Source organism: Vibrio wakamikoensis, from assembly GCF_050337275.1.
GTDB classification, from domain to species: domain Bacteria; phylum Pseudomonadota; class Gammaproteobacteria; order Enterobacterales; family Vibrionaceae; genus Vibrio; species Vibrio chaetopteri.
In genome coordinates this window covers 18,329-40,687 of the sequence record NZ_JAKJST010000028.1, presented here as the reverse complement: position 1 = coordinate 40,687, position 22,359 = coordinate 18,329, and the positions used below count along the sequence as shown (strand labels likewise).

Genomic DNA, 22,359 nt, shown 5'->3' with positions numbered 1-22,359 from the left:
CGCCTCCTATGTGTGAGCTAGGAAATAGGACAGTATTAAAACTTATTGAGACGACGTTTCTTGTCACCGATAAGCCTACGCAGACGCCAGGTCGCAAAGGTGAAGATCGCCGCACAGAGCGTTGCAACAGGTGCTGCCATCAACACCATGGTAGCAAAACGGCTAATAGGCTCAGGCAGGGAAGGTAAGAGAAATCCTACGCCGGCCAGCAGGGCAATCCACAAGCTGGCACTGAACCAAGCAAAGTAGTGGAAACGCTGTACTTCATGCAGTCGAATCCCCATCACCATAGGTACCAGGCAGCGAACACCGGGAGCAAATCGAGCCATGAAAAGGGCAATAAGCCCATGGCGACCCAAAAGGTTATCCACCATTTTCATGTTGCTCTCAGGGACTTTGTTTACCCACCCTTGGACGACAGGCAAACGGTTTAACCAGCGCCCTTGTAAATACGCAAGCCAACTGCCCACGGACGCGGCAATGATAAGCAGCGCAAACGCGAGAAATGGGTTAAGAACCCCTACCGCAGACAAGGTACCCACCAGCACCACGACACTATCGCATGGCAAAGGTGCCGCAGGCAGGAAGCTGCTTTCTAGAAAAATAAACAAAGAGACCAAAACATAGATCAGTACCGCACTGCCAGGCGACAGCAGTGCGTCGAAGTCTTGATGCCATATAGCAATCAACACCTCTTGAGTCGCATCAAACATAGACACTCCAAAAGCTTAACGAAATGAGGAAGTTAAATCTTTGAAAGTGTGACTAACGCGAGTGAATGAAACGAAATTGTAGGTTGGACTCTTGCCAGCCACCGAGCCGAGGATTAGCAAAGGCGAGATAGCTGCTTGGGAAGGTGCATCTTAACTGCGAAAGCACAAACCATGAGGTCAGTGAAAACGCGACAATCAACCAAGGCAAGGGATCGCTCGGTCGGAACTGAGCTTTGTGTGATGGTACTCGCCATGTAGAAGGACGTAAAAGTTGATTCTCGTTAGCGAGGTCGGGCGCCCGCTCTGGATTTACGACCGCAGGCTGATAGGAATACCTCGTCTCACTAATAGACTCGGCGACGCTGCTCAAAAGCAACATCGTTAGCAAAGTCAGCAGTAATGGGAAGAAGTTAATCGTTCGCTTCACACAGAAAGCCTAGTAGTGGGATCTGCTTATATGTACTGCTAAGCGCTCAAAAAAGCAATGAGAAATTAACGACTCTTGGTAGCCTTAAAACTCTCGATTCATCTTCGATAAGCACGAGATAAGCAAAGCCTCTTGCCCCTCATCAAAATGGCGGGTGATGTCTTTGACCAAACTCTGGTGCAATTGGTTGTGGTGACGGTGAATCGCTTGCCCTCCCTCGGTCAAACCCACCACAATCGCGCGGCGATCATTAGGGTGTGGGAAACGCTCAATCAAGTTTGCAGCAACCAGCTTATCGACCTGTACCGTCAGCGTGCCGGTCGTGATCCCCAACTTGTCAGCAAGCTCCTTCATTCGCATTGCACCATGAGCACCCAAAACCTCTACGGTGTGTACTTGCGCCAATGAATACCCTGTCTCTTTAACAACGGACTGCTCCCAAGATGACATCTTGTCGTAAAACTCGGTCAATAGCTGGTTTAGCGTTTCTAGATTCTGCATTAAGTCGAACGTACTTCTAGTGTGAGATGGCTAATCTTATCAAACTTACTGAGTTTTTGTTTATACGCCTGCAAAGAAAGCGGGTCTTTAGACACTAAGGTAATGGCCGCAGCATAATGATGACCGCTCACTCTCCACATATGCAAATCAACCACGTCTGCTGAGGGGGCGAGTTCATGACGAATCTCAGTTCGATACGTTTCCTCTACGCTCTCATCGAGCAAAATAGGGCTGGTTTGTTTCAAAAGGTTGAGCGTCCACTTACCAATAACCACAGCACCAACAATGCCCATAAATGCATCTAGCCAATTCCAACCATAGAGCTTGCCAAGAATCAAAGCGCCGACAGCTAACAACGAGGTCAATGCATCCGCTAAAACATGCATGTAGGCCGCTCTTAAATTGTGGTCATGGTGATGATGCGAATGTCCGTGCTCATGTGAATGGTCATTGTCATGCGAGTGATGATGAGAATGATCGTGATGATGATCGCCAAGCAAAAACATACTCGCGACATTCACGGCAAGTCCTATAAAAGCCACGACAATTGCCTCATTAAAATGAATCGGCTGTGGATTGAACAATCGATGCACCGATTCGACGACCATCATAAGCGCCACAATACCTAGAGCAATAGCACTGGTATACCCCCCAAGCACGCTGACTTTACCTGTGCCAAAGGAAAACCGCTCGTTGTCCTCATGTTTCTTAGCATAGCGATAGGCAAATAACGTGATACAGAAAGCAGCAGCATGTGTCCCCATGTGCCACCCATCAGCCAAGAGTGCCATGGAGCCGTAAAAGGTTCCCGCCACTATCTCGACGACCATAGTGGTTACAGTTAGCAGCAGCACATAGAGCGTTCGTTTTTCACCTTGGTGATTATGACTAGAGAAATTATGTGAGTGAGGGGCGGATTCAAAAGGCATTAGGCACACTTTGTTTGACAATCAAAATACTTGACAATCAATGTAGTTTGATTATCAAACAAAGTCAAAAGTTTAAACGCCTAGATCCTGATAATCTTTGAGAATCGACTCAATCCAAAGACATTGATAGAAATAAACTATCAACTAAATAGGAGTAATTTACTTCTGTTACTGAGAATTATTATCAATAATGACCTCATCAACACAGATTAACGTTCATGAGGGTAACGTAATGATCAAGACACTTACTTTTGCAGGTATACACTTCTCTATCGCGACTATGGTTGCGTTTTCTCTGACTGGAGACTTCTTGCTTGGTAGTCTGGTCGCTATGGTAGAGCCGACTATCAACACTGGCGCGTTTTATCTTCATGAGAAGCTTTGGCAAAAACTGCCTTACCTAAAACGTCATGAGTCAAAGACTCAAGTGAAAACGGCAAGCTTTGCTGTCATCCATTTTGGCGTGGCGTTTAGTGTTACTTACCTACTGACTGGCGATGCCTTTATTGGTGGTCTAATGGCAACGATTGAACCCGCTATTAACTCGGTTGCTTATTTCTTCCATGAGCGTGTATGGCAACGCAACAAACACAACGTGGCACCACTTAGCATCACTAAAGCGGTAGCGGCATAACTCGCAAAATCCTCACTATCCAATGTGTCAGCGCGCTCCTATCAAAAGTGCTGACATATTGGACAACGCATCACGAGCAAATCCAATAGGGGTCAAGTCTTGCGTTTTGCCTTTCAAGGTTGATCCTTTATAGTAGAACGTTCATACACTTATGAGACGACCCCCACCGTTATGAGCAGACCACTACGAATCGAATACCCAGGCGCCCTCTATTATGTGAACTCGAAAGGCAACGACGGACAGTCTGTTTTTCAAGACCGTGAAGATTTTGAACTGTTCCTTCAAGTGCTCGATCACACCGCAACGCGCTACAACTGGATGGTTCATAGTTACTGCTTGATGAAGAGTCAGTATCACCTGCTGATTGAAACGCCAGATGGCAACTTAAGTATCGGCATGCGCCAGCTTAACGGCGTCTACACACAGCGCTTTAATCAAAAACATGGTCGCAGTGGACACCTATACCAGGGGCGTTTTAAATCCATTCTGGTCGAAAGAGACGCGCACTTTCTCGATGTCGGTCGTGACATTTTGCTCAGCCCAGTCAAAGCGAATATGGTCGTGGATCCAGAAAGTTATCCGTGGAGCAGTTGGGGCTACCTCAACGGCAGCAAAACAGCACCAACATGGTTTGTCAGTAAGCCCACTCTCGAATCTTTTGGCACAGATCGCGAGCAAGCATTGAGCCACTACAAACAGTTTGTTCTCGAAGGGAAAGAGTGCAATCCATGGCAACATCTAAAACGTCAAATTTTCTTGGGCGATGAGGACTTTATTCAGCGCCACCTTACGCAACTTGAATCGCTGACCGGGGAGCTTGGTGAGATCCCAAGTGCCCAGCGACGCTCAGCACCTCTTAGCCTGAAAGAATATGAGCAGAAAGCCAATAGCCGAGATGAAGCCATTTGCCTTGCGTTTCGCAGTGGTGGCTACACACAAAAGCAGATCGGTGCCCACTTTGGCCTGCACTACTCACGCATCAGTCGAATCGTGTCTAAAGGGCAAGCTTAGTCACCAGCCGGTTAGTGCCATACGAACAAAAGCCAGCAATGTTCAAGTGACATTGCTGGCTTTTTTACAGGTAGGAGTCAGTTACTGGTTTGTGCCAAGCGGCGTACCATCCGCCGACACATAGTACTGATTGATAATGCGTCCGTATGGGTCAAGAGCGTTATGGAATATACGAACCACATCGTCCTTTTGGCCACCAGAAACTTGGGTCATCCCCTCACCAATGGTGACACGGCTACCCTCGCCTTCTTGCTGAGGATGATATAGATACAAATCGCCTTCAGTGACAAACGTACTTGGTCTTGACCATTGGTAGACAAACTCATCCTTACGTCCGTTAAGCTGTTTTACTTCAGCCATGTACGGCGTCATTTCCAGCTGTGATGCTGGCGGCTCAGTCAGATAAATCTGTTTGTCCAAAACTTGAGCATCAAAGTGGAATGCCACTGTATATGTTTGGTTACTCGGGATTGCACCAGCTTCACTTATTGGGTACCCAGAAAGCATACCGCTAACAAAGTTGCCACTATCGACGAGATGGCAACTGGTCGAGTTCGGCGTACGGTAGACTTTATCCATCTTAATCACCTGGTCGGACGGCGATGTCACGGTGACAGAATTTAAGCCATCAATTACCGAGCTAAGCGGCGCTAACTCATCGAAAAACTCTGGATTGCCGAACTGCCACTCCCCCACTTCAGGAACCAACTCGCAGTCAGAGGCCGTCAAAAAACCAGACGTTTCAAACACCCAATCAAACGTATCAAAGTCACCCCAATTATAAGGTTTCGTCGCTTGGTTTAACTTGTATACCGCGTAAAAAGAGGTCGGGTATGGCTTATCGTCACCAAGGAACTTCAGCTTGCCTTCATCAAGCTCAAACCAAGCTTGGTCGCGCGCAATACTACTAGACGTGCTGGCTTCAAATGCCGTGGTATACCCTACCAGATAACGCTTTATCTCAGGCTGACTGTCAAGCAGCACTAAATCGCGATAACGCTCTAAAGACGCATCCTCTTCATTCGGCAAAACATTAAAATAGTTTTGATGCAGCTCTGCTCGGTTTGCACCAAACCAATGTGCTTCTGGCGCTAAGAACGCTTCAAACCCGGCCTGATCATCTTTAAGAAGAATCATGGCTTCGAGTATCTGCGAGGCTTGATTAAGCAGCGCCAGTTCTAACTTGAGCGTCTCCATCCCATAGTCCTCAGGCAACAACTGCTCCCCTTGCCAACCTTGCGCATAGGTAAGCGTTAGAGAGTGTTTAGGGTTAGGCCGGTAAGTCACCACAGCGCCATCAGAGTGATACTCTAACGCTAAAGCGGATAAGATAGCATCGAGTTCAGTGTGATCAGCTGGATAATACTCACGAAGCAAGTCGCTGTTTAGACCCACTCCCGCTGCTTCAAACAATGGTTTTAGAGTGTACTTCAACTCAACTTGCGCGGCTTCAATCGCTGCCGCAGTGAACTTAGACTGGTGCAGCTCAAAATCTTCAAACACAAGCTCAGCATCAACGCCCGCAACCTTACCAATAAGTAAGCGTGTTAGCGGGTTTAGATTCAAGTGCTGAGACATGTTATCCATCAAAATGGTGTACTCGTTGATGGCTTTAACACCAGAGGCTCCATCGATCTTAAGCAGCGTTGGATACACCAATTGCCCAGCATTGGCGATGGTAAAATCACCACCTTTTGGCGCTGTGTACACCATGCTATTGAGAACCGTTGTTCTATTGGGGCTTGCATCGACCTGTGCCAAGGCGATACGCCCTTTGATCCCACCACCAGCCGATGCTAGCCCTTGAATTGTCGAAAAAGAGGGATTGGTTTCGTTGGTATCACTGTCTTGGCTACAGCCACCCAGCATCATCCCCAAACCAACCAAGATAGAAAGCGCTTTGATGTTCATTATGTTCCTAAGCCATTACTGCTAAACGACATTCCGTCTCGCATAAAAAGAATTTGGCGGAGTCTAACTCAACCTTATCCTGTGGCTCCAAACAATAAAATCTATCGTGATCATGATTGCCGTTAATCAACGACTAAACTCACCCACACTGCGTCTTTAGCAAAGCTCAAATGTCATAAATGCGTCCAAAAACATGCGCTGAATATCACAATTAATTGAAATTTAATCTTTTTGCACAAACCAAATGCAACACTTATCACACAAATACCTTCACTATGACAGTAGACTCTGGCGCTGAATTTATAAAAATAGAGCCAATTTATGAAGACAATAAAAACAACACTCGCATTACTTGTAGGAGCAGTGGTGCTCTCTGGATGCAATGACTCCGACAAGCAGGCAGTGGCAGAGTCAACTCAAGTGAAAATCGCAACCTACAACCTCTCTTTTGATCGAGCAACCTTTGCCGATTTAGTTGCGGAAATGCAAATAGCTCCAGAGACTCAGCAGCAACTGGTTACCACCTACCTTGATGGCACTATCGACGATGCTGACAAAAGCCAAGCGGAGAAGGTCATCCAAATCCGAAATGTTGCGGCGATTATTCAGAAAAACCGTCCTGACGTGCTCATGATGGCGGAATACAACAATGATGGTGCCGGTGAAGACAAAGCTGCGCTGATCGGCTTTCAAACCAACTACCTCTCGGTCGCTCAAAGCCTAGATGGTGCGAGCGGTGATGCTAACTTAGAGCCGATTGAGTACCCTTTTTCGGAGTCTTACGCGACCAATACCGGCCTACTTTCAGAACTTGACCTTGATAACAATGGCGTTGCTGGCCAGCTACCGGGCGACGCTTGGGGCTTTGGGTTTTATCACGGCCAATACGCGTTTGCACTGATGTCCAAGTATCAAATAGATACGGCCAATACACGCACATTCCAAGAATTCAAATGGAAAGACATGGCAGGCGCTGAGATACCAACCATTACTCTTTGCGATGATGCCAACAACCCAATTCCTGCTGGTATGGCTTGCGGTGACAACTGGTATACCAATGAAGAGTGGCAACAGGTAAGACTGTCTTCCAAAAACCATGTGGATGCACCGATTATCATTCCAACAGCCGATGGTGATGAAGTGGTACACTTGTTGATGTCTCACCCTACACCACCAGTATTCGATACGGGTAAAAACAAAGCGCAAAATGCCGCGGAAGTAACGTTTTGGCATGACTACATTCAAGGTAAAGACTACTTCTACGATGATGACGGTAGCACAGGTGGACTTGATAGCAGTGCCAAATTTGTGATGATGGGCGACCAAAACCTTGACCCTGTTGCTGGCGATGGTATTAGCGCGGTTATGCAAGCGCTGCACAACGACCCACTCGTCAATCAAGCGGTTTCAAATGGTGAGCTGTACCCAACAAGCTCAGGTGCGGCAGAGCATGCTACTGACAACAGCTCTACACACCCAGCGCCTAATCGCCTCACTTCAACCTTTGGTCTAGCTGTCGACTATGCTCTCCCTTCTCAGACGTTAAACATCGTTGATTCTGGGGTTTACTGGGCAGCAAGTTACGAAAAAGGTCGTTTGCTGTTTAATGATTCACGTATCGGAAAATGGGGTAATGGAAAGGATGTCTCGTCCGATCACCGTATGATTTGGATTAAAGCGGAGTTCTAACTTTTCCTTATTCACATTCGCCTTAGCGGCCAAATCCGACGCTTAAGTCATCGCTAAGGCGAATGGTCACTACTGACTATCTGGCCTCGCCTCCTTTTTGCCTGCAAGCCGTCATTGGCATTCGAGTTGATTTCCCGTCAATGGTGCAGTCCACCAAAAAGCCAATTTTCCCGCCACTTTGACTGGCAAAGCTAGCACTTGAGAGCAAGAGTAGCGCCCCCATACCGGCGGCAATCATCCATTTCATAACGTGTCTCCTTACTTACAAAAGACACCATTAATTATGTATGAGAATGATCATTTCGCCACGCGTGTCAGCATGTGTCACCGGATAAAACTAGGCTCGATCGGAAACGAATTGTGCGATACAGCTCACTTACGACATTTAACTATCTGAATAAATGAACAATTTGTGCATGTTGACGGAAGAGTAAGTTAGAATCGGCAAGCCTAATAACATAGAGTCGGCATTAAGACTGACCCAAAAGGCATATCAGAGTAACAATAGCAGTAAGGTAAATAAATGAATCGAATCGTTCATGTACCCGCGCATTTTTGCGAAGTGGGAAAACATGAAGCTGTCGACTATAGCGATTCTCCCGTGTGGCGAAAAACGGGGTATTCCAAATCGGTAGTGGACAGTGTCCGTCTAGCAGAAGATCTGCAAAAAGCGGTCGCGACACTCAATCATGATGGCTTTGAGGTGGTCTCTATTACCCCAATCACGAGTGGTGACTATGACTTTAAAGCAATACTTGAGGCGGGTGGAAGAGGTGAAAATGGTTACGGTGGTTATGGCTATGGTTACGGCTTTAGTTATACGCAAGGACTGATTGTTACCGCCAAACGCATTCAAGCTGTCTAAACCTAATTAGAAGTCTCTAAACACGACCAAATGTTTCTGTAGAGAAGATTGCATACTGAATTTTACATTCTGCCACGCTCTGCTCATCGCGCTTTTTGAGCAACATGGTAAGATCGAGCTATACCAATTCGCTCCTTTTCCGCATCCTATTGATTGGTAAAAAGGCCGACCGGGATCAGCACCCAGTCGGCCTTTTTATTTGTGCTTTATCAACCAAATAGCATTAAGAAGCGGTCGCGTGCTGCTCTAGCTCTTGGTGTGTCGCGGTTGTCACGTATTGACCATCTAGGTAGAAGTCAACGCTGTCTTGGCCGCTTACGCCTACCAACGTGCGTGCTTTGCCCGCATCATCCAAAAATTCCATTTGCATTGTGCTGTCGTCAAGTTTCGATAGTTTCACTGGCGCTGTTGAGAACTTCTTACCTACTTTGTGGTTTACTTTAATGTAAGCCTCAGCCGGTGTGTCAGCGACGGCTTTTTTCTTTGTGATAGGGTTCGTACCCGTCCAGAACTCAATAGAGTTAACAACAAATAGGTCAGCAGCCGCTGTGATCGCGTACACTGGTGACATCAAAGTATACAGACCTGCGCGCGCGTAACGGTTATCGACACCCTTTAGGTTCACTTCGTACATTAGTGCACCTGTTGTCGCCATTTGGCCGATACAGCCTGTTAGCATAGTAGACATTAGCGCCGCAGCAATTGTTGTTTTGATCAGTTTCATCACTTAAACACCTATTGCCTGTCCGCGTATTCAAAGACAAGCAAGTTGATTGAAATCATTAGAAAAACACCAGTCAATACCACTGACGTTTTCATTCTCACCACCAATAAATGGCGCGGGATTATAACTCCAATCAAATAGAGTGCTAGGAAGGCAAAACGGGAAAAATCGACGCGTTAACAAAGGTGATCAAATTCACCAATATTTGTACCAAAACGAGGACAAAACTAACTTTTTATTCAATAAGTTACGTATAATTCGTTTTTTTGTAGGCCAGCTGATGTGATCACCAGCTGGTTACAAAAAAGCAAACTAGGCCAGCCTTTCCCTACAACAGCACCAAACTTGCCGTGCCTAAGAAAGCGAAAAAACCGACGACATCAGTGACTGTGGTGAGGATAACCGAACCTGCCAGAGCCGGATCAAGGTCGAGTTTATCGAGGATTAATGGAATCAACACCCCAAACAAGGCTGCGGTGATAATATTAACGACGATCGCCAGAGCAATCGTGCCGCCAAGCAGTGGCGATTGAAACCACAGCCCTGCTACAGCGCCAATAATCAACGCCCACAGCAGACCGTTGATCGCACCAATGCCAAGCTCATTTTTTATCAGCGCAAACCGGTTTCCTGCAGTGATCTGATTTAGCGCCATAGAGCGCACCATCAAGGTCAAGGTTTGGCTACCTGCAATGCCGCCCATGGAGGCCACAATAGGCATCAGAACCGCCAGCGCGACCACTTGCGCGATCACATCTTCAAACAGACTAATAGTTACAGAGGCAAGAATAGCAGTGAGGAGGTTAATGCCGAGCCACACACCACGTTTTTGTGAGCTTTTAAGAATCGGCGCAAACAGGTCATCGCCTTCGTCCATACCAGTACCCGCCATAAGGCGCGTTTCGTAAATTTCACGCTGAGTACTTAGTGCGAACTTCCAATCGATCTCACCTAGCAGTCGTTTACGCTCATCTAGGACAGGAAGCGAGGTAAACGCAGAGCGCTCCATGGCATCGACGGCTTCAGCGAGCTCTAGTGTGGCACTTAACGTGCTCACATGCTCCAGCACTAAAGACTTGATGCGTGTCGATGACTCTGCGCCGACCAACTCAGCGTATTCGACCATACCGCGAAAGCGGTGCTGTTTATCGATCAGATAAACGTAACCCGATGGCTCATGGGTGTACTTATCCACCAGCACTTTGGCACGGGCGACGGAAATATTAAATGGCAGTGCCACCACTTTACGCTCAACCCAGCGACCCAGCTCTTCTTCTTGGTATTCATTCGCAAGGTCGTAAAGCTCTAGCTCTGCAGGCTCTAGGAGGGAGATGGCCTCTTCGATGATCTCATCAGGCAGTGAGTCAGCCCATTCAATCAACGATAAGTTGTCGAGCTTAGCAAGGGTAAGCTTTAACTCGGTTTCAGATAGAGCATCGAGGATCGATACACGCACTTCACCACGAGACTCGGTAAGGACATCAATGTGGCTTTCGAGCGGCAGCTCGCGCCAAAGCCTAACCCTTTGTTCAATGGGAAATGCTTCTAGAATAAGCGCAATCGATGCGGCATCAAGGCCTTGCTCGATATATTGATTGAGGATCTGTGGCTGCTGCGTGTCTTCGGCCTGTGAGATTTGATCGATGTGAATTGAGAGATCTTGAAATTCGCTCACTAAGGGCTCCCTGAAACCATTCGCGTTAATAGAGTACCCTCTATCATAGCGAATAGGTCACAGCGCCACATTCATAATATTGATAAATATGAGCAATTGTTCAACGAACAACCATTTTGATTACTGTTCTGTCCACTGAAAGACGATTTCGCCTTGAGTCATGGTTAACGTTACTGCGCTTTCGGCGATCGCCTCCGGTGATAGCTGACGAATGTCTTTTTCAACCACCACCAAGTCAGCCGACTTGCCGACTGTAATTGAGCCCGTGAAGCCGTCAATCCCCAAACTCTTCGCCGCATTCATGGTGTAGGCGTCAATGGCAGCATCAACCGATGGCAATCCCGTGTCCTGCATCATGATGCTGTTCGCGATACCAACCAAAGGGTTAATGTCGTGAACATTCCAATCACTGCTGAGAGTTAAATTTGCGCCGGTATCAAAAATAGCGCGCAAGTTCATAAGCCTGTGAGCACGCACAGCGCCCAAGAAGGCTTTTGCCCATGCATGGTCTTGAAAGGCCACATAGTCAGAGCCCACCTGAAAGTCTGCTGTCACCGCAAGCTTTGCAAAACGAGGGATATCTTGCTCATTGACCAACTCAACATGGGTCAAGGTGTACGGCTTGTTGCTACCGAGGTTACGAACATGCTCAATGGCATTAAGTGATTCGTGCACTGCTCCATCACCAATGGCATGAATATGAGCACTATAGCCAAGCTTATCGAGAGCACTGAGCCAGGTTTTCATATTCTCAGGAGGAATGTAGTTGAGACCTTTAGGGCGATTGGGCAGATAGGTCTCTCTATAGGGCGCTAACAGCTTGGCTGTGCCATTGATAATGATGCCATCGCTGTACATCTTTACTTGATTGACGATCAGCTTGTCGCTTGGTGATACCTCAGCTGTGTAAATGGACTCGAGGAACTCAAGCTGCTCTTTCATATCCGCATCAGGATAGATCCACGGGCGCAGCAGCACGCGTGACGTCAACGCTTCTTGCTCTCGAGCATGTTGCCATACTTCAAACCAACCTCTTTTCCAGTAGAGCCTGCCATCACCAATGGTGGTAATACCGTGCTCTGCCGCAGCCGCTAAGCCATTGAGTAGCCCTTGATAGCTCTGCTCAAATTGTGCCTTCAAACTGTTCCAAGCGATTTCCATGATCGCATCCCCTGCACTGTCTAGCAGCACGCCATTGAGATTGCCCTCTGCATCGCGCAGCAATGCGCCGCCTTGAGGATCAGAAGTAGGCTTGGTAATGCCTGCCAGCTTTAACGCTTGTGAGTTCACCCACATCGAGTGTGAGGTCTGCTCCATTAAAATCACCGGACGGTGAGGGAAAACAGAATCAAGCAGCGTAATTGGAGATAGCTCACTGCTCTCTTCCATTATCATTTCGAGGGAAAAACCATAGCCAAGTAACCATCCGTCAAAACTGGCTTGCTCACGACAGTATTCAAGGTAAGGCCGCAACTCTAAGAGACTTGCAGAGGCACTGAGTTCGCAATTGCCCCCTGCTTCAGAGGCGGCTTCAAAGACGTGATTGTGGTTGTCAATAAATCCTGGAAGCAGAAACTGCTGCTCGAGATCGATAATTATTGCACGAGAATCGACACTGGATAAAACTTCATCGGCTGTGCCTATTTGAGTTATTACCCCGTTTTCAATCACTACGCTATTAGCTTTAGGATGCTGATAAACAACAGCATTAACCAAAACCATATTTTGCGACGCAGTTAACGTTAAAGGATAAAGCAATAAAAGCGAGCTCAACAGCCAAGCTTTCATTCGACTAGTTGCAACTATCCACTGACTTCTAAGCTGTTTGTTTCTTCGCACGACGCATAACCTAGACCAATAACTAAAACCAAGAGATTATCAATAAAAATACTTTAAAATCATAAGCTTAATTGAATAACACAACAGAGTTTTCCGCTATTCACTTTTATTTATAGAACTGTAACTATATACACAGCTTATATAAAATCTGAACCAATATCACACAACAACAACGTTAGGTATATTTTCATGTGCAAGTGTAAACGGCGATTCGCGATCGTTAGAATCAAGCGCAGTTTATGGCAAAAGCTCTCTGTCATCAAAGAGCTTTTCCGCTGCCGAGTTTGTGGGGAGGATCTGATCGTCCGCTAAGGTTTCCCCACTACCAATAGCGCTGTCTGGGCTGAAACTCAGGCGGCGCTTTTTTTCGCAGCGCGCTTTGCATCCGCCCAAAATTCCTTCCTAACATGATGCGTATCTGACTGTAGGTTTCATAGGCCAATAGCTTCCACGCTGGCGCTGTCCAATATCGAGTGTACATGTGTTTCATCGCTGCGTTCACATCGGGAGACATGCGTTTTACTTTATTTGCTAGCGTTTGGGCTGCCTCCAGTGGCACTTCACAGACCTCTGTTACCAATCCATATTTTAACGCTTCTTCTGCTGACAACTCTTGACCACAGATAGAGATGAGCATCGCTCTGTCCTTTGGCATCACCTCACGCAAGGCAATAGAGCCAGCCATGTCCGATGTTAAACCCATCTTTGATTCCATAATGGATAGATTCGCCTTTGGCGAGCAAATACGAAAATCAGCACCAAGCGCAATTTGCATCCCAGCGCCCCAGCAGTAACCGTCGATTGCCGCAATGACAGGGACTGATAATTTGCGCCAGTTACTGCTTACCTGTTGAGCGCGGTTGGACTGACCCGGCCACCATTTGAACAACAGTTTCGCCGCATTGCTTTTATTGGTCATCATGGATTTAAAATCGAGACCCGAACTAAAGTTGTCCCCGGAACCCGTCAAAATCACCGCTCTGAGTTGGCGATCTTTACGTAGCGCACGACTCACGCGAATCAGCTCTTCGAACATCCCCATATCGACACCATTAAGCTTATTTGGGCGATTTAACGTCACAGTCACCACATCCTCAGTGCGGCTGACTTTGATCCTTTTATAGTCCATCCTTATTCCTTTATTTTGCTGGCTTTTTCATCAGTGTAGTGAGCGCTGGCAGAAGCGTTAGAATGTTTACTCAATAATGAGAACCCCATCGTGTATAGCACTGGCCTCATATACGCATTGCGACAAAGCCCCAACCGAATGTGATGTCTGACCAAAACTGACAATACAATCATTTATTTTTTCGATGTCGCTTACGTTATTGAGCTGTGTTACTTGTTTTGAGCATTTAGCGTGATTGAATGAAAGCGTTAGATTGGATGAATAGGAAGTAGAATCCATGATTAAGGAAAATCAGCAAAAACCTCACCACGACTCAACCACAGTGATCCAATATCAGGATAGCGATCCATGGTGGTTTAGTGTCTTATTAGTCGTATTTACCTACCTATTGTTAGCCTTTGTGCTCCCAGATCAATTGTCTAAGGGCGATCAAGATACCGCCGCCTTCATTGATACAGTAAGTTGTTTTGCACTCCCCATTGCGATGACATGGTGTATTCCTTCACTGGTAACGCGAGCTAAGCAACTTATCATTAGCAAAAGACAGTTCGCTTAAAAATTAGACATTTGTCATTTTTAATGGTGGATGCTTAATTCGTCCACCAAAAGTTTATTTTTTCACCTTATAGGCAGAACTTCTCAGGTTTACAAACAGTTAGCTCTAGCACGTTATATACCCCACAAAAATGTGAGTAAGATCACCTTGATCGTACTTTTTCATGGTGTTATCGTGGTTTTGATGACGAAAATGTGACCACAAAGGAGTGTGCTTTGCCGAATATTCAAGTGAGCCGTTGGCGTGTTGAATCTTGCCCTAAAGCATTAGAGCAAAAAATCATCTCAGCCGTCGCCTACAAGGAAATGAAGGGAACTATTTCTGATTTTGAGTTGTGTCAGATATTCGGAGAAACCGTTTGGAAGAGCGGTGAGGATTACCATACTCATGCAGTATCGGTGTTAATTAACGAAGCCGAAAAGTGCTGCAGAGTGATACCTAGACAGTTTGCTTAACTGTTTTAGTCGCATTAAAAAGGTCTACCCTAGGGTAGACCTTTTTTGTATCTGACTTTGTTGTCTCTGAAACGCGACTTAGCTTTGCGAATAAATCGTCTCTAGCGTCTCATCTTTACGCTTCCAGACCTCGTTGAGCCAATTGTGGAAACGGCGCTTGAATACTTTGTCATTAAAGTAATCACCGTTAAGATTTTCATCCATTTGATAGACATCTATCTTAACCACTACTTTGGTGAGCTTACCTTTCAACAAGTCCTTAAACGGATCTTCGCGGTTTTCTGGGTACGCCAGTGTAATGTCGACGACACCATCTAATAGATGATTCATAGCATTAAGTGTGAACGCAACGCCACCTGTTTTTGGCTTCAACAAGTGTCTATATGGCGTTTTAACCGTGACCAATTTTTCTTCGCTGTAACGCGTACCTTCAACAAAACTGATCATAGTGGTGGGTACATGTTCAAACTTCTTACACGCCTTACGAATCGCATTGAAATCATCGTTGCGGCGCTCTGGGTTCTTTACAAGGTAAGCTTGCGAGTGCCTTTTCATAAATGGCATATCAAGTCCCCAGCACGCAAGGCCAACAAACGGGACATACAATAGGCTCTGTTTAAGCAAGAACTTACACATCGGCATTTTATTTTTCATTACCGAGGTAATGATAACGATGTCCGCCCAACTGAGATGGTTAGACAGCAGCATGTACCACTGCTCTGGTGTCAACTCATCGCCGCCTTCTATATCCCATTCGATATTGTTGTTCAGATTAAGAAGCCACAAATTAATCGTTGCCCAAAGCCACATCTGCTTATTAGATAAGCTCGTCATCAGAGTCTTAACAGACGCAAGAGGTAGGGCTAATTTAATGATCGAGAATGTACAAACCACGACAGCCGTGATAGCCGTATTGACCATGACAAGAAAAGAATTAATGAAAAGACGTAGATTGCTAAACATACCAATTGTTACAGAGCGTAAAAGAGGCAGCAATCATAGCAACTTTTAACCAAACGTATAGTAAAGCTTTGTCATTCAGATATTGCTTTGTAAAAAACAACTAAGAAAACACTTAAATTACATAGTCTTAGAAAATTACCGAACAATAGTCCTCCGACCAGAAATGAAAAAGCCTTGTGAACAAACAAGGCTAAAGATCGTCATTTTAAGCCAACCAGCCAGCAAAATGTCCCACTAAATACAAACAGAGCCCTGCCATAATACCGGCAACAATATCATCAATCATAATACCGAGGCCGCCATGCATACGTTTGTCGAGCCAGCCGATAGGCCAAGGCTTTACCATGTCAAAGAAGCGAAACAGCACAAAGCCTGTGATTAACCACTTCCAATCATCGGCAGGCAATTTGAGTGCGGGTACAATAGCCATGGTGATCCAAAAGCCAGCAAACTCATCCCAAACGATTGAGCCGTGATCATGCACGCCCATGTCTTGAGAGGTGACGTCACAAATTTTTATACCAATGATACAGGCGATAACCACGGCAATGAGGTAAACGCTTAACGGCAGCTGAACCAGTAGCAGGTACAAAGGGATCGACGCGAGCGTCCCCATGGTGCCGGGGATAATCGGTGACAAACCACTACCAAAGCCTGTTGCTAGCAGGTGCCACGGATTTTTAAGTGAGATTAAGTCGAGAGGATTGCTCATTGATTTCCCTTAAAATGATCAAAACCGTCGAGTTGCCAGTCCACTGGCGCATCGTCGTTGTGAAGCTCTATATATTCTGTGCCGGTCAGTTGCCCAATACAGGTAAACGGCGTATTACTTAACGCCACTTCAAGTTGACCGCGATTGGCCTCTGGTACCGTAAAGCATAGTTCGTACTCTTCACCACTGGTCAGTGCATATTGCTGAGCAAGTGCCCGGCTACCGACAAACTGCAGCAGTTCTTTTGATGTCGGAAGCGCTGCAACATTAAGCCTTGCGCCAACCTTAGAGCGTTTCAGAATATGCCCTAAATCAGCCACCAGCCCATCAGAAATGTCGATGGCTGCTGAAGCAATATCTCGCAACGCTATACCCGCTAGTACGCGTGGCGTGGCTTCAAAGTGACGTCGTTGTAGCTCTTGATTGAGGCTGGTATCCGCGCTGATGTTGTTCTCTAAAATCACATCAAGTCCCGCTTTGGCATCACCAAGTTGTCCGGTGACATAGACCCAGTCTCCTGACTGGGCACCATGGCGAGTCAACGCCTTACCTTCAGGTAGTGTGCCTTGAACAGTAAGAGTGATAGTAAGTGGACCTTTAGTGGTATCGCCGCCAATCAGTTGAATACCATAGTAATCGGCAAGCTTAAAAAACGCATTGGAGAAACGCTCTAGCCATGCCGTATTGATTTCAGGCAACGAAATACCCATAGAAACCCAAGCAGGGGAAGCGCCCATGGCCACGAGATCACTGATGTTTGACGCGAGGGCTTTGTGAGCAATTTGCGCAGGATTAGCGTCAGCGAGAAAATGAGTGCCCGCCACTAAGGTGTCGGTACTAATGGCAATATGAGAGCCAGCAGTAGGGGCGACAATCGCACAATCGTCTCCTTGAGCGAGGATCACATCCTTTCGGTTTTGCTGCTTATGAGCAAAGTACTTATCGATTAAACTAAATTCACCAGACATCTTGTCGACTTGGCAACGAAAAGGTGAACAGAGTATATAAAAAAGGCCAGCAAATTGCTGACCTTTTTACGAATAGACAAACGTTGTTTGTTACTTCTTACGAACGTGTGGTGCTGCTTTATCTAGTACACCGTTAACAAACTTGTGGCTGTCTTCTGCAGCGAATACTTTTGCAAGTTCGATCGCTTCGTTAATAACCACTTTGTAAGGTACGTCTTCACGGCGTGTCATCTCGTACATCGCTAGGCGAAGTAGCGCAAGTTCCATCATGTCTAGGTCTTGCATTGGACGAGAAACAAATGGACGTAGCTTGCTGTCTAGCTCCGTGTGATTCAACGCGACACCCGTGAGTAGGTCACGGAAATATACAACGTCAGTCTCTGGCGCAGTCAACGCAGGCTCAGCAGCATGATGTTCTTCTTCATCATACTTACCACCTGATAAGAACTGTTCTTCAACAGTGGCAACATTTTCTTTAGTAATTTGCCAAGAATAAATTGCTTGCAGAGCAAATTGACGTGCATTACGACGTGCGGCTGGTTTCACACTGGCCCCCATTAGGAATCGATTTCAGAAAGAACGTTGATCATTTCAAGCGCGCTTAGTGCAGCCTCTGCACCTTTATTACCAGCCTTGGTTCCTGCACGCTCGATAGCTTGATCGATGGTATCAACAGTCAATACACCAAAGGCTACTGGTAGGCTATATTCCAGAGACACTTGTGCAAGACCTTTATTACACTCACTACAAACATAGTCGAAATGTGGTGTACCGCCACGAATGACTGTACCTAGCGATACGATTGCATCAAACTTACCTGTTTTCGCAACACGTTGAGCAACAAGTGGTAGTTCAACTGCGCCTGGGCAGCGTACAACCGTGATGTTGTCTTCGCTCACTTGACCGTGACGTTTCAAAGTATCGATAGCACCCGATAGTAGGCTTTCATTGATAAAACTATTGAATCGTGCAATTACAATAGCAATCTTTGCGTTCGGTGCTGGGAAGCCACCCTCGATAACTTTCATATGCTTTCCTTATAAACTATGTTCATCTCGCGAGAATCGACGGATTCTAGCACAAGTCATTTATTAATATCTACCGCTAACTTCGTCCAGACAAGGCTTTAGCAAGGTGTCCAAAAGTAGGGCGCAGTCTTGATAACAAAAAGCCTTTGCTTATCAGAAGCAAAGGCTTGATAGGTTACTCTGTGACGTATTCCGTGACCGTCAAACCAAAACCACCGAGGGCATGGTATTTTTTGTCTGCTGATGACAGCAATTTCATTTCATGCACGCCAAGGTCAGCTAGAATTTGAGAGCCCACACCTACGCGGCGAGATGTGCCCTGCTTTTTCGCCATAGTAGGTGCTGTGCCGCTATCTTGCTGTTCGAACATTTTCATCTTGTGAATCAAGAAGTCAGTGCTCTCTTCATTACCCAGTATGACCAGCACACCACCTTCATTGCCAATGCGCTTCATCGCTTTTTCCAGTGTCCAGCTGCGATCTGAGTTACGGTTTGAGCGCAGAATGTCAGTGAACGTGTCTTGCAAGTGAACACGAACCAGTGGCGTGTTTGCCGTCAAGTCACCAGCACACATAGCGTAGTGGATTTGGTTATCGATGGTATCGCGATATGTGACCAGCTCAAACTCACCAAATTCTGTCGGCAAGTGACACGCAGCAACGCGTTCAATCGTTGTTTCGTTGTTGTTGCGGTACTCGATAAGGTCAGCAATCGTACCTAGTTTGATGTCATGCTTTTCAGCAAACACTTCAAGATCTGGGCGACGCGCCATAGTGCCATCGTCGTTTAAAATCTCAACGATCACCGATGCTGGCTCAAGTCCCGCCAGTTTTGCTAAATCGCAGCCCGCTTCAGTGTGACCTGCGCGAGTTAGTACACCACCATCTTGAGCAGCAAGTGGGAAGATGTGTCCTGGCTGAACAAGATCGGCCGCTTTGGCATCTTTCGCAACAGCCGCTTGCACAGTGCGCGCGCGGTCGGCAGCAGAAATACCGGTAGTCACACCTTCAGCGGCTTCAATCGATACGGTAAAGTTTGTGGTGTATTGCGCGTTGTTGTCTTGCACCATAGGAGGCAAACCTAGGTTTTCACAGCGCTCTTTGGTCATGGTTAGGCAGATAAGGCCACGACCATGGGTTGCCATAAAGTTGATAGCTTCAGGGGTAATTTGCTCAGCGGCCATAATAAGGTCGCCCTCGTTTTCACGATCTTCATCATCCATTAGGATGACCATTTTCCCTAAACGGATATCTTCAATGATTTCTTGCGGCGTACTAATTGGCATTTCACGTTCCTGTTATTGCGCTTGTTTTTATCTGGGTTTTGCAATTCTTAGATTTTCGAGAACTAGATTCGCGAGATTAGGCAAAACCGTTTTGTTGTAAGAATTCCATCGTCAGTCTCGACTCAGGCTCAGAGTGAGTCTGCGCTTGAAGTAATCGCTCCATGTAACGAGCCATAACATCGACTTCAAGGTTTACTTTTCGCCCTACCTGGAACTGGTCGATGGTGGTCTCTTCTGACGTATGTGGCACGACAGTTAGCTTAAACGCATCTTTGCGAAGATCGTTCACTGTCAAGCTAATACCATCCACAGTAATCGAGCCTTTTTGGGCGACATACTTAGTGATTTCCGATGGCATCTGTACCCAATACTCAACTGCACGACCGACTTGCTGTCTGTCGACAATCTCACCCACGCCATCGACGTGACCAGAGACAATATGACCACCGAAACGCGTGGTCGGTAACATGGCTTTTTCAAGGTTGACCTTGTCACCCACGCTGTAGTTGGCAAAGCCGGTTTTCTTTAGCGTCTCTAATGATAAATCCGCTTGGTAACTACTGTCAGTGAACGCCACCACAGTTAGACACACACCATTGGTCGCAATACTGTCGCCGAGTTTTACATCGGCCATATCCAGTTTGCCAGCATCAACGGTAACACTGATGTCTTCCCCTTTTGGCGTAATCGCTTTTAGGGTACCAACGGCTTCAATAATTCCTGTAAACATCTTCTATTTCTTTTTTAGCTGTGGCGTGGCAACGATTCGAATATCACTACCCACCAAACGAATGTCTTTAATATCGAGATCGATAACCTGTTGCATCGACTCAAGCCCAAGCGCGCCGATCAGTCCTCGGCCATCAGCCCCCATAAGCTTAGGTGCTAAATAGACGATAAGCTCATCGACAAGCTGCTGCTCTATCATAGAGCTCGCCAGAGTTGCGCCCGCTTCCACCCAAACATGGTTAATTTGGTGCTCTTCGGCTAGTACATCTAGCGTTTGGGCAAGGTCTAGCTGCTCGCTTGAACCTGCTGGGATGTTAAGATCGCCACCTTCATGAGCCACTCGGAGGATAACGCCTTCGGTGCTGAACAGTTTTAGATCAGAGCTGAGCTGATTTTGTCTGTCCAATATGACACGAACTGGCTGACGAAGCTCTGTGGAGTCAATCACCGAATGAACTTGGCTTGGCAGTTCATTCCAGCGAACATTTAGAGATGCATTGTCGTCAATAACGGTGCGGCTAGTAGACAAAATAGCGCCAGCTTCAGCACGATACGCCTGTACATCGCGGCGCGCTTCAGCGCCTGTGATCCACTGGCTTTGACCATTAGCAAGTGCGGTTTGCCCATCGAGACTGGCCGCCATTTTAAGCTGAACGAAGGGACGATTGGTTTCCATTTTCTTTAGAAAGCCTCGATTTAGTGCTCGCGCATCTTGCTCCAAGATGCCAACCTGCACTTCAATACCCGCCTCTTCAAGCATGGCAAAACCACGCCCAGCGACTTGCGGGTTTGGATCGGACATGGCACAGACGACTTTCGCGACACCCGCTTTAATCAGCCCTTCGGCACAGGGTGGCGTGCGCCCATAGTGGGAACATGGCTCTAGGGTGACGTACGCCGTCGCGCCCTTAGTTTGCTCACCCGCCATACGCATTGCGTGCACTTCGGCGTGCGGCTCACCCGCTTTCTTATGGTATCCCTGCCCCACAATGACATCATTTTGCGTTATCACGCAGCCGACATTCGGATTTGGAGCAGTGGTGAAGCGGCCTTTCTTGGCAAGGTCAATCGCTAAACTCATCATCTGATAGTCAATAGCGCTAAACTGACTCATAGTAATCCATACCTATCGCTGATTTTGGGGTGGCTGTTAGTCTTCCAAGCGAGCGATTTCTTCACCGAACTCGCGAATGTCTTCAAAACTACGGTAAACAGATGCGAAACGGATATAGGCCACTTTATCCAGCTCTTTCAGCTGAGTCATGACTAGGTTTCCTATCATTTCACTTGGGACTTCACGCTCGCCGGTAGCGCGAAGTTGAGATTCAATATGACTGATCGCAAGTTCAATCGAGTCTGCACTTACAGGACGCTTTTCTAGCGCTCGCTGAATGCCACCGACCATCTTATCCTTGTTGAAAGGCTCACGATTACCATTGGATTTAATCACCTTTGGCATAACCAGTTCGGCGGTTTCAAAGGTGGTGAAACGCTCACTGCACGCCAAACATTGACGACGACGACGCACCTGATGGCCATCGGCTACCAGTCTGGAATCGATAACTTTTGTGTCATTTTCTGAACAAAATGGACAATGCATAACACCTCCTATGGTT

At 46.8% G+C, this 22,359-nt stretch carries 25 protein-coding genes; 6 read left to right on the top strand and 19 right to left on the bottom strand.

The features are described from left to right. Window positions 1–35: 35 nt before the first annotated feature. The 4 genes from L4C42_RS16905 to dmeF all read right to left on the bottom strand — a co-directional run bounded on the left by L4C42_RS16905 (window position 36) and on the right by dmeF (window position 2,570). Window positions 36–713, bottom strand: coding sequence for a DedA family protein (locus tag L4C42_RS16905; protein ID WP_353496781.1), 678 nt, complete (start codon window positions 711–713; stop codon window positions 36–38). A 52-nt stretch (window positions 714–765) separates the two neighbouring features. After that, complete coding sequence (locus tag L4C42_RS16900) at window positions 766–1,140, bottom strand: hypothetical protein (RefSeq protein WP_353496782.1); 375 nt, start codon at window positions 1,138–1,140, stop codon at window positions 766–768. An 84-nt stretch (window positions 1,141–1,224) separates the two neighbouring features. Further along, complete coding sequence (locus L4C42_RS16895; RefSeq protein ID WP_353496783.1) at window positions 1,225–1,641, bottom strand: MarR family winged helix-turn-helix transcriptional regulator; 417 nt, start codon at window positions 1,639–1,641, stop codon at window positions 1,225–1,227. Continuing rightward, window positions 1,641–2,570: a CDF family Co(II)/Ni(II) efflux transporter DmeF gene (gene dmeF, locus L4C42_RS16890; protein WP_429761338.1), complete on the bottom strand. Its 930-nt coding sequence runs from the start codon at window positions 2,568–2,570 to the stop codon at window positions 1,641–1,643. The genes L4C42_RS16895 and dmeF overlap by 1 nt, the downstream gene beginning before the upstream one ends. Window positions 2,571–2,802: 232 nt before the next feature. Between dmeF and L4C42_RS16885 the strand changes: the two genes are divergently transcribed. Next, on the top strand, window positions 2,803–3,204 hold the full coding sequence (locus tag L4C42_RS16885; protein WP_353496785.1) for a DUF2061 domain-containing protein: 402 nt from the start codon (window positions 2,803–2,805) through the stop codon (window positions 3,202–3,204). 171 nt (window positions 3,205–3,375) lie between these two features. Beyond that, window positions 3,376–4,215 carry a transposase gene (locus L4C42_RS16880; protein WP_353496786.1) on the top strand — a complete coding sequence of 280 codons (840 nt, stop codon included), beginning with the start codon at window positions 3,376–3,378 and terminating at the stop codon, window positions 4,213–4,215. A gap of 81 nt (window positions 4,216–4,296) precedes the next feature. Here the strand turns inward: L4C42_RS16880 and L4C42_RS16875 are convergent, their stop codons facing one another. After that, window positions 4,297–6,126: a hypothetical protein gene (locus tag L4C42_RS16875; protein WP_353496787.1), complete on the bottom strand. Its 1,830-nt coding sequence runs from the start codon at window positions 6,124–6,126 to the stop codon at window positions 4,297–4,299. Between the two features lie 321 nt (window positions 6,127–6,447). On the opposite strand from L4C42_RS16875, the gene L4C42_RS16870 reads away from it, so the two are divergent. Next, complete coding sequence (locus tag L4C42_RS16870; RefSeq protein WP_429761335.1) at window positions 6,448–7,815, top strand: endonuclease/exonuclease/phosphatase family protein; 1,368 nt, start codon at window positions 6,448–6,450, stop codon at window positions 7,813–7,815. Between the two features lie 76 nt (window positions 7,816–7,891). Here L4C42_RS16870 and L4C42_RS16865 read toward each other — a convergent pair whose 3' ends face one another. Beyond that, the gene (locus tag L4C42_RS16865) at window positions 7,892–8,062 is read right to left on the bottom strand and encodes a hypothetical protein (protein WP_353496789.1); all 171 of its coding nucleotides are present in this window, start codon (window positions 8,060–8,062) and stop codon (window positions 7,892–7,894) included. A gap of 276 nt (window positions 8,063–8,338) precedes the next feature. Between L4C42_RS16865 and L4C42_RS16860 the strand changes: the two genes are divergently transcribed. Next, window positions 8,339–8,680 carry a hypothetical protein gene (locus tag L4C42_RS16860; RefSeq protein WP_353496790.1) on the top strand — a complete coding sequence of 114 codons (342 nt, stop codon included), beginning with the start codon at window positions 8,339–8,341 and terminating at the stop codon, window positions 8,678–8,680. A gap of 223 nt (window positions 8,681–8,903) precedes the next feature. On the opposite strand, the gene L4C42_RS16855 is transcribed toward L4C42_RS16860, so the two are convergent. From L4C42_RS16855 to L4C42_RS16840, 4 genes are all read right to left on the bottom strand, one after another. After that, window positions 8,904–9,404, bottom strand: coding sequence for a DUF3332 family protein (locus L4C42_RS16855; protein ID WP_429761333.1), 501 nt, complete (start codon window positions 9,402–9,404; stop codon window positions 8,904–8,906). Window positions 9,405–9,732: 328 nt separating this feature from the next. Beyond that, window positions 9,733–11,079, bottom strand: a complete 1,347-nt coding sequence (locus L4C42_RS16850) for a magnesium transporter (protein WP_429761332.1) — start codon at window positions 11,077–11,079, stop codon at window positions 9,733–9,735. Between the two features lie 120 nt (window positions 11,080–11,199). Further along, window positions 11,200–12,867 carry an amidohydrolase gene (locus L4C42_RS16845; protein WP_429761429.1) on the bottom strand — a complete coding sequence of 556 codons (1,668 nt, stop codon included), beginning with the start codon at window positions 12,865–12,867 and terminating at the stop codon, window positions 11,200–11,202. Between the two features lie 373 nt (window positions 12,868–13,240). Beyond that, a complete protein-coding gene (locus L4C42_RS16840) occupies window positions 13,241–14,047 on the bottom strand; it encodes a crotonase/enoyl-CoA hydratase family protein (RefSeq protein WP_429761330.1) in 807 nt (268 codons plus the stop codon). A 277-nt stretch (window positions 14,048–14,324) separates the two neighbouring features. Between L4C42_RS16840 and L4C42_RS16835 the strand changes: the two genes are divergently transcribed. Both L4C42_RS16835 and L4C42_RS16830 read left to right on the top strand, forming a co-directional pair. Continuing rightward, window positions 14,325–14,603, top strand: a complete 279-nt coding sequence (locus L4C42_RS16835; RefSeq protein WP_429761328.1) for a hypothetical protein — start codon at window positions 14,325–14,327, stop codon at window positions 14,601–14,603. Window positions 14,604–14,818: 215 nt separating this feature from the next. Continuing rightward, the gene (locus L4C42_RS16830) at window positions 14,819–15,058 is read left to right on the top strand and encodes a hypothetical protein (protein WP_042496929.1); all 240 of its coding nucleotides are present in this window, start codon (window positions 14,819–14,821) and stop codon (window positions 15,056–15,058) included. 78 nt (window positions 15,059–15,136) lie between these two features. Here L4C42_RS16830 and yihG read toward each other — a convergent pair whose 3' ends face one another. The 9 genes from yihG to nrdR all read right to left on the bottom strand — a co-directional run bounded on the left by yihG (window position 15,137) and on the right by nrdR (window position 22,343). Beyond that, a complete protein-coding gene (yihG, locus tag L4C42_RS16825) occupies window positions 15,137–16,021 on the bottom strand; it encodes a 1-acylglycerol-3-phosphate O-acyltransferase, YihG family (protein WP_353496795.1) in 885 nt (294 codons plus the stop codon). 205 nt (window positions 16,022–16,226) lie between these two features. Continuing rightward, window positions 16,227–16,733, bottom strand: a complete 507-nt coding sequence (pgpA, locus tag L4C42_RS16820) for a phosphatidylglycerophosphatase A (RefSeq protein ID WP_112462109.1) — start codon at window positions 16,731–16,733, stop codon at window positions 16,227–16,229. Further along, entirely contained in the window at window positions 16,730–17,701 is a 972-nt protein-coding gene (thiL, locus tag L4C42_RS16815) for a thiamine-phosphate kinase (RefSeq protein ID WP_353496796.1), read from the bottom strand. The genes pgpA and thiL overlap by 4 nt, the downstream gene beginning before the upstream one ends. 90 nt (window positions 17,702–17,791) lie before the next feature. Next, window positions 17,792–18,259: a transcription antitermination factor NusB gene (nusB, locus tag L4C42_RS16810; protein WP_353496797.1), complete on the bottom strand. Its 468-nt coding sequence runs from the start codon at window positions 18,257–18,259 to the stop codon at window positions 17,792–17,794. Next, window positions 18,259–18,729 (bottom strand): 6,7-dimethyl-8-ribityllumazine synthase, encoded by a 471-nt coding sequence (ribH, locus tag L4C42_RS16805; protein WP_004741508.1) that lies wholly within the window; start codon window positions 18,727–18,729, stop codon window positions 18,259–18,261. The genes nusB and ribH overlap by 1 nt, the downstream gene beginning before the upstream one ends. Window positions 18,730–18,904: 175 nt before the next feature. Beyond that, a complete protein-coding gene (gene ribBA / locus L4C42_RS16800; protein WP_353496798.1) occupies window positions 18,905–20,014 on the bottom strand; it encodes a bifunctional 3,4-dihydroxy-2-butanone-4-phosphate synthase/GTP cyclohydrolase II in 1,110 nt (369 codons plus the stop codon). A gap of 76 nt (window positions 20,015–20,090) precedes the next feature. Continuing rightward, window positions 20,091–20,744, bottom strand: a complete 654-nt coding sequence (locus L4C42_RS16795; protein ID WP_353496799.1) for a riboflavin synthase — start codon at window positions 20,742–20,744, stop codon at window positions 20,091–20,093. A 3-nt stretch (window positions 20,745–20,747) separates the two neighbouring features. Beyond that, a complete protein-coding gene (ribD, locus tag L4C42_RS16790; protein ID WP_429761324.1) occupies window positions 20,748–21,857 on the bottom strand; it encodes a bifunctional diaminohydroxyphosphoribosylaminopyrimidine deaminase/5-amino-6-(5-phosphoribosylamino)uracil reductase RibD in 1,110 nt (369 codons plus the stop codon). 36 nt (window positions 21,858–21,893) lie between these two features. Then, window positions 21,894–22,343, bottom strand: a complete 450-nt coding sequence (gene nrdR / locus L4C42_RS16785) for a transcriptional regulator NrdR (RefSeq protein WP_042496919.1) — start codon at window positions 22,341–22,343, stop codon at window positions 21,894–21,896. Window positions 22,344–22,359 lie beyond the last annotated feature (16 nt).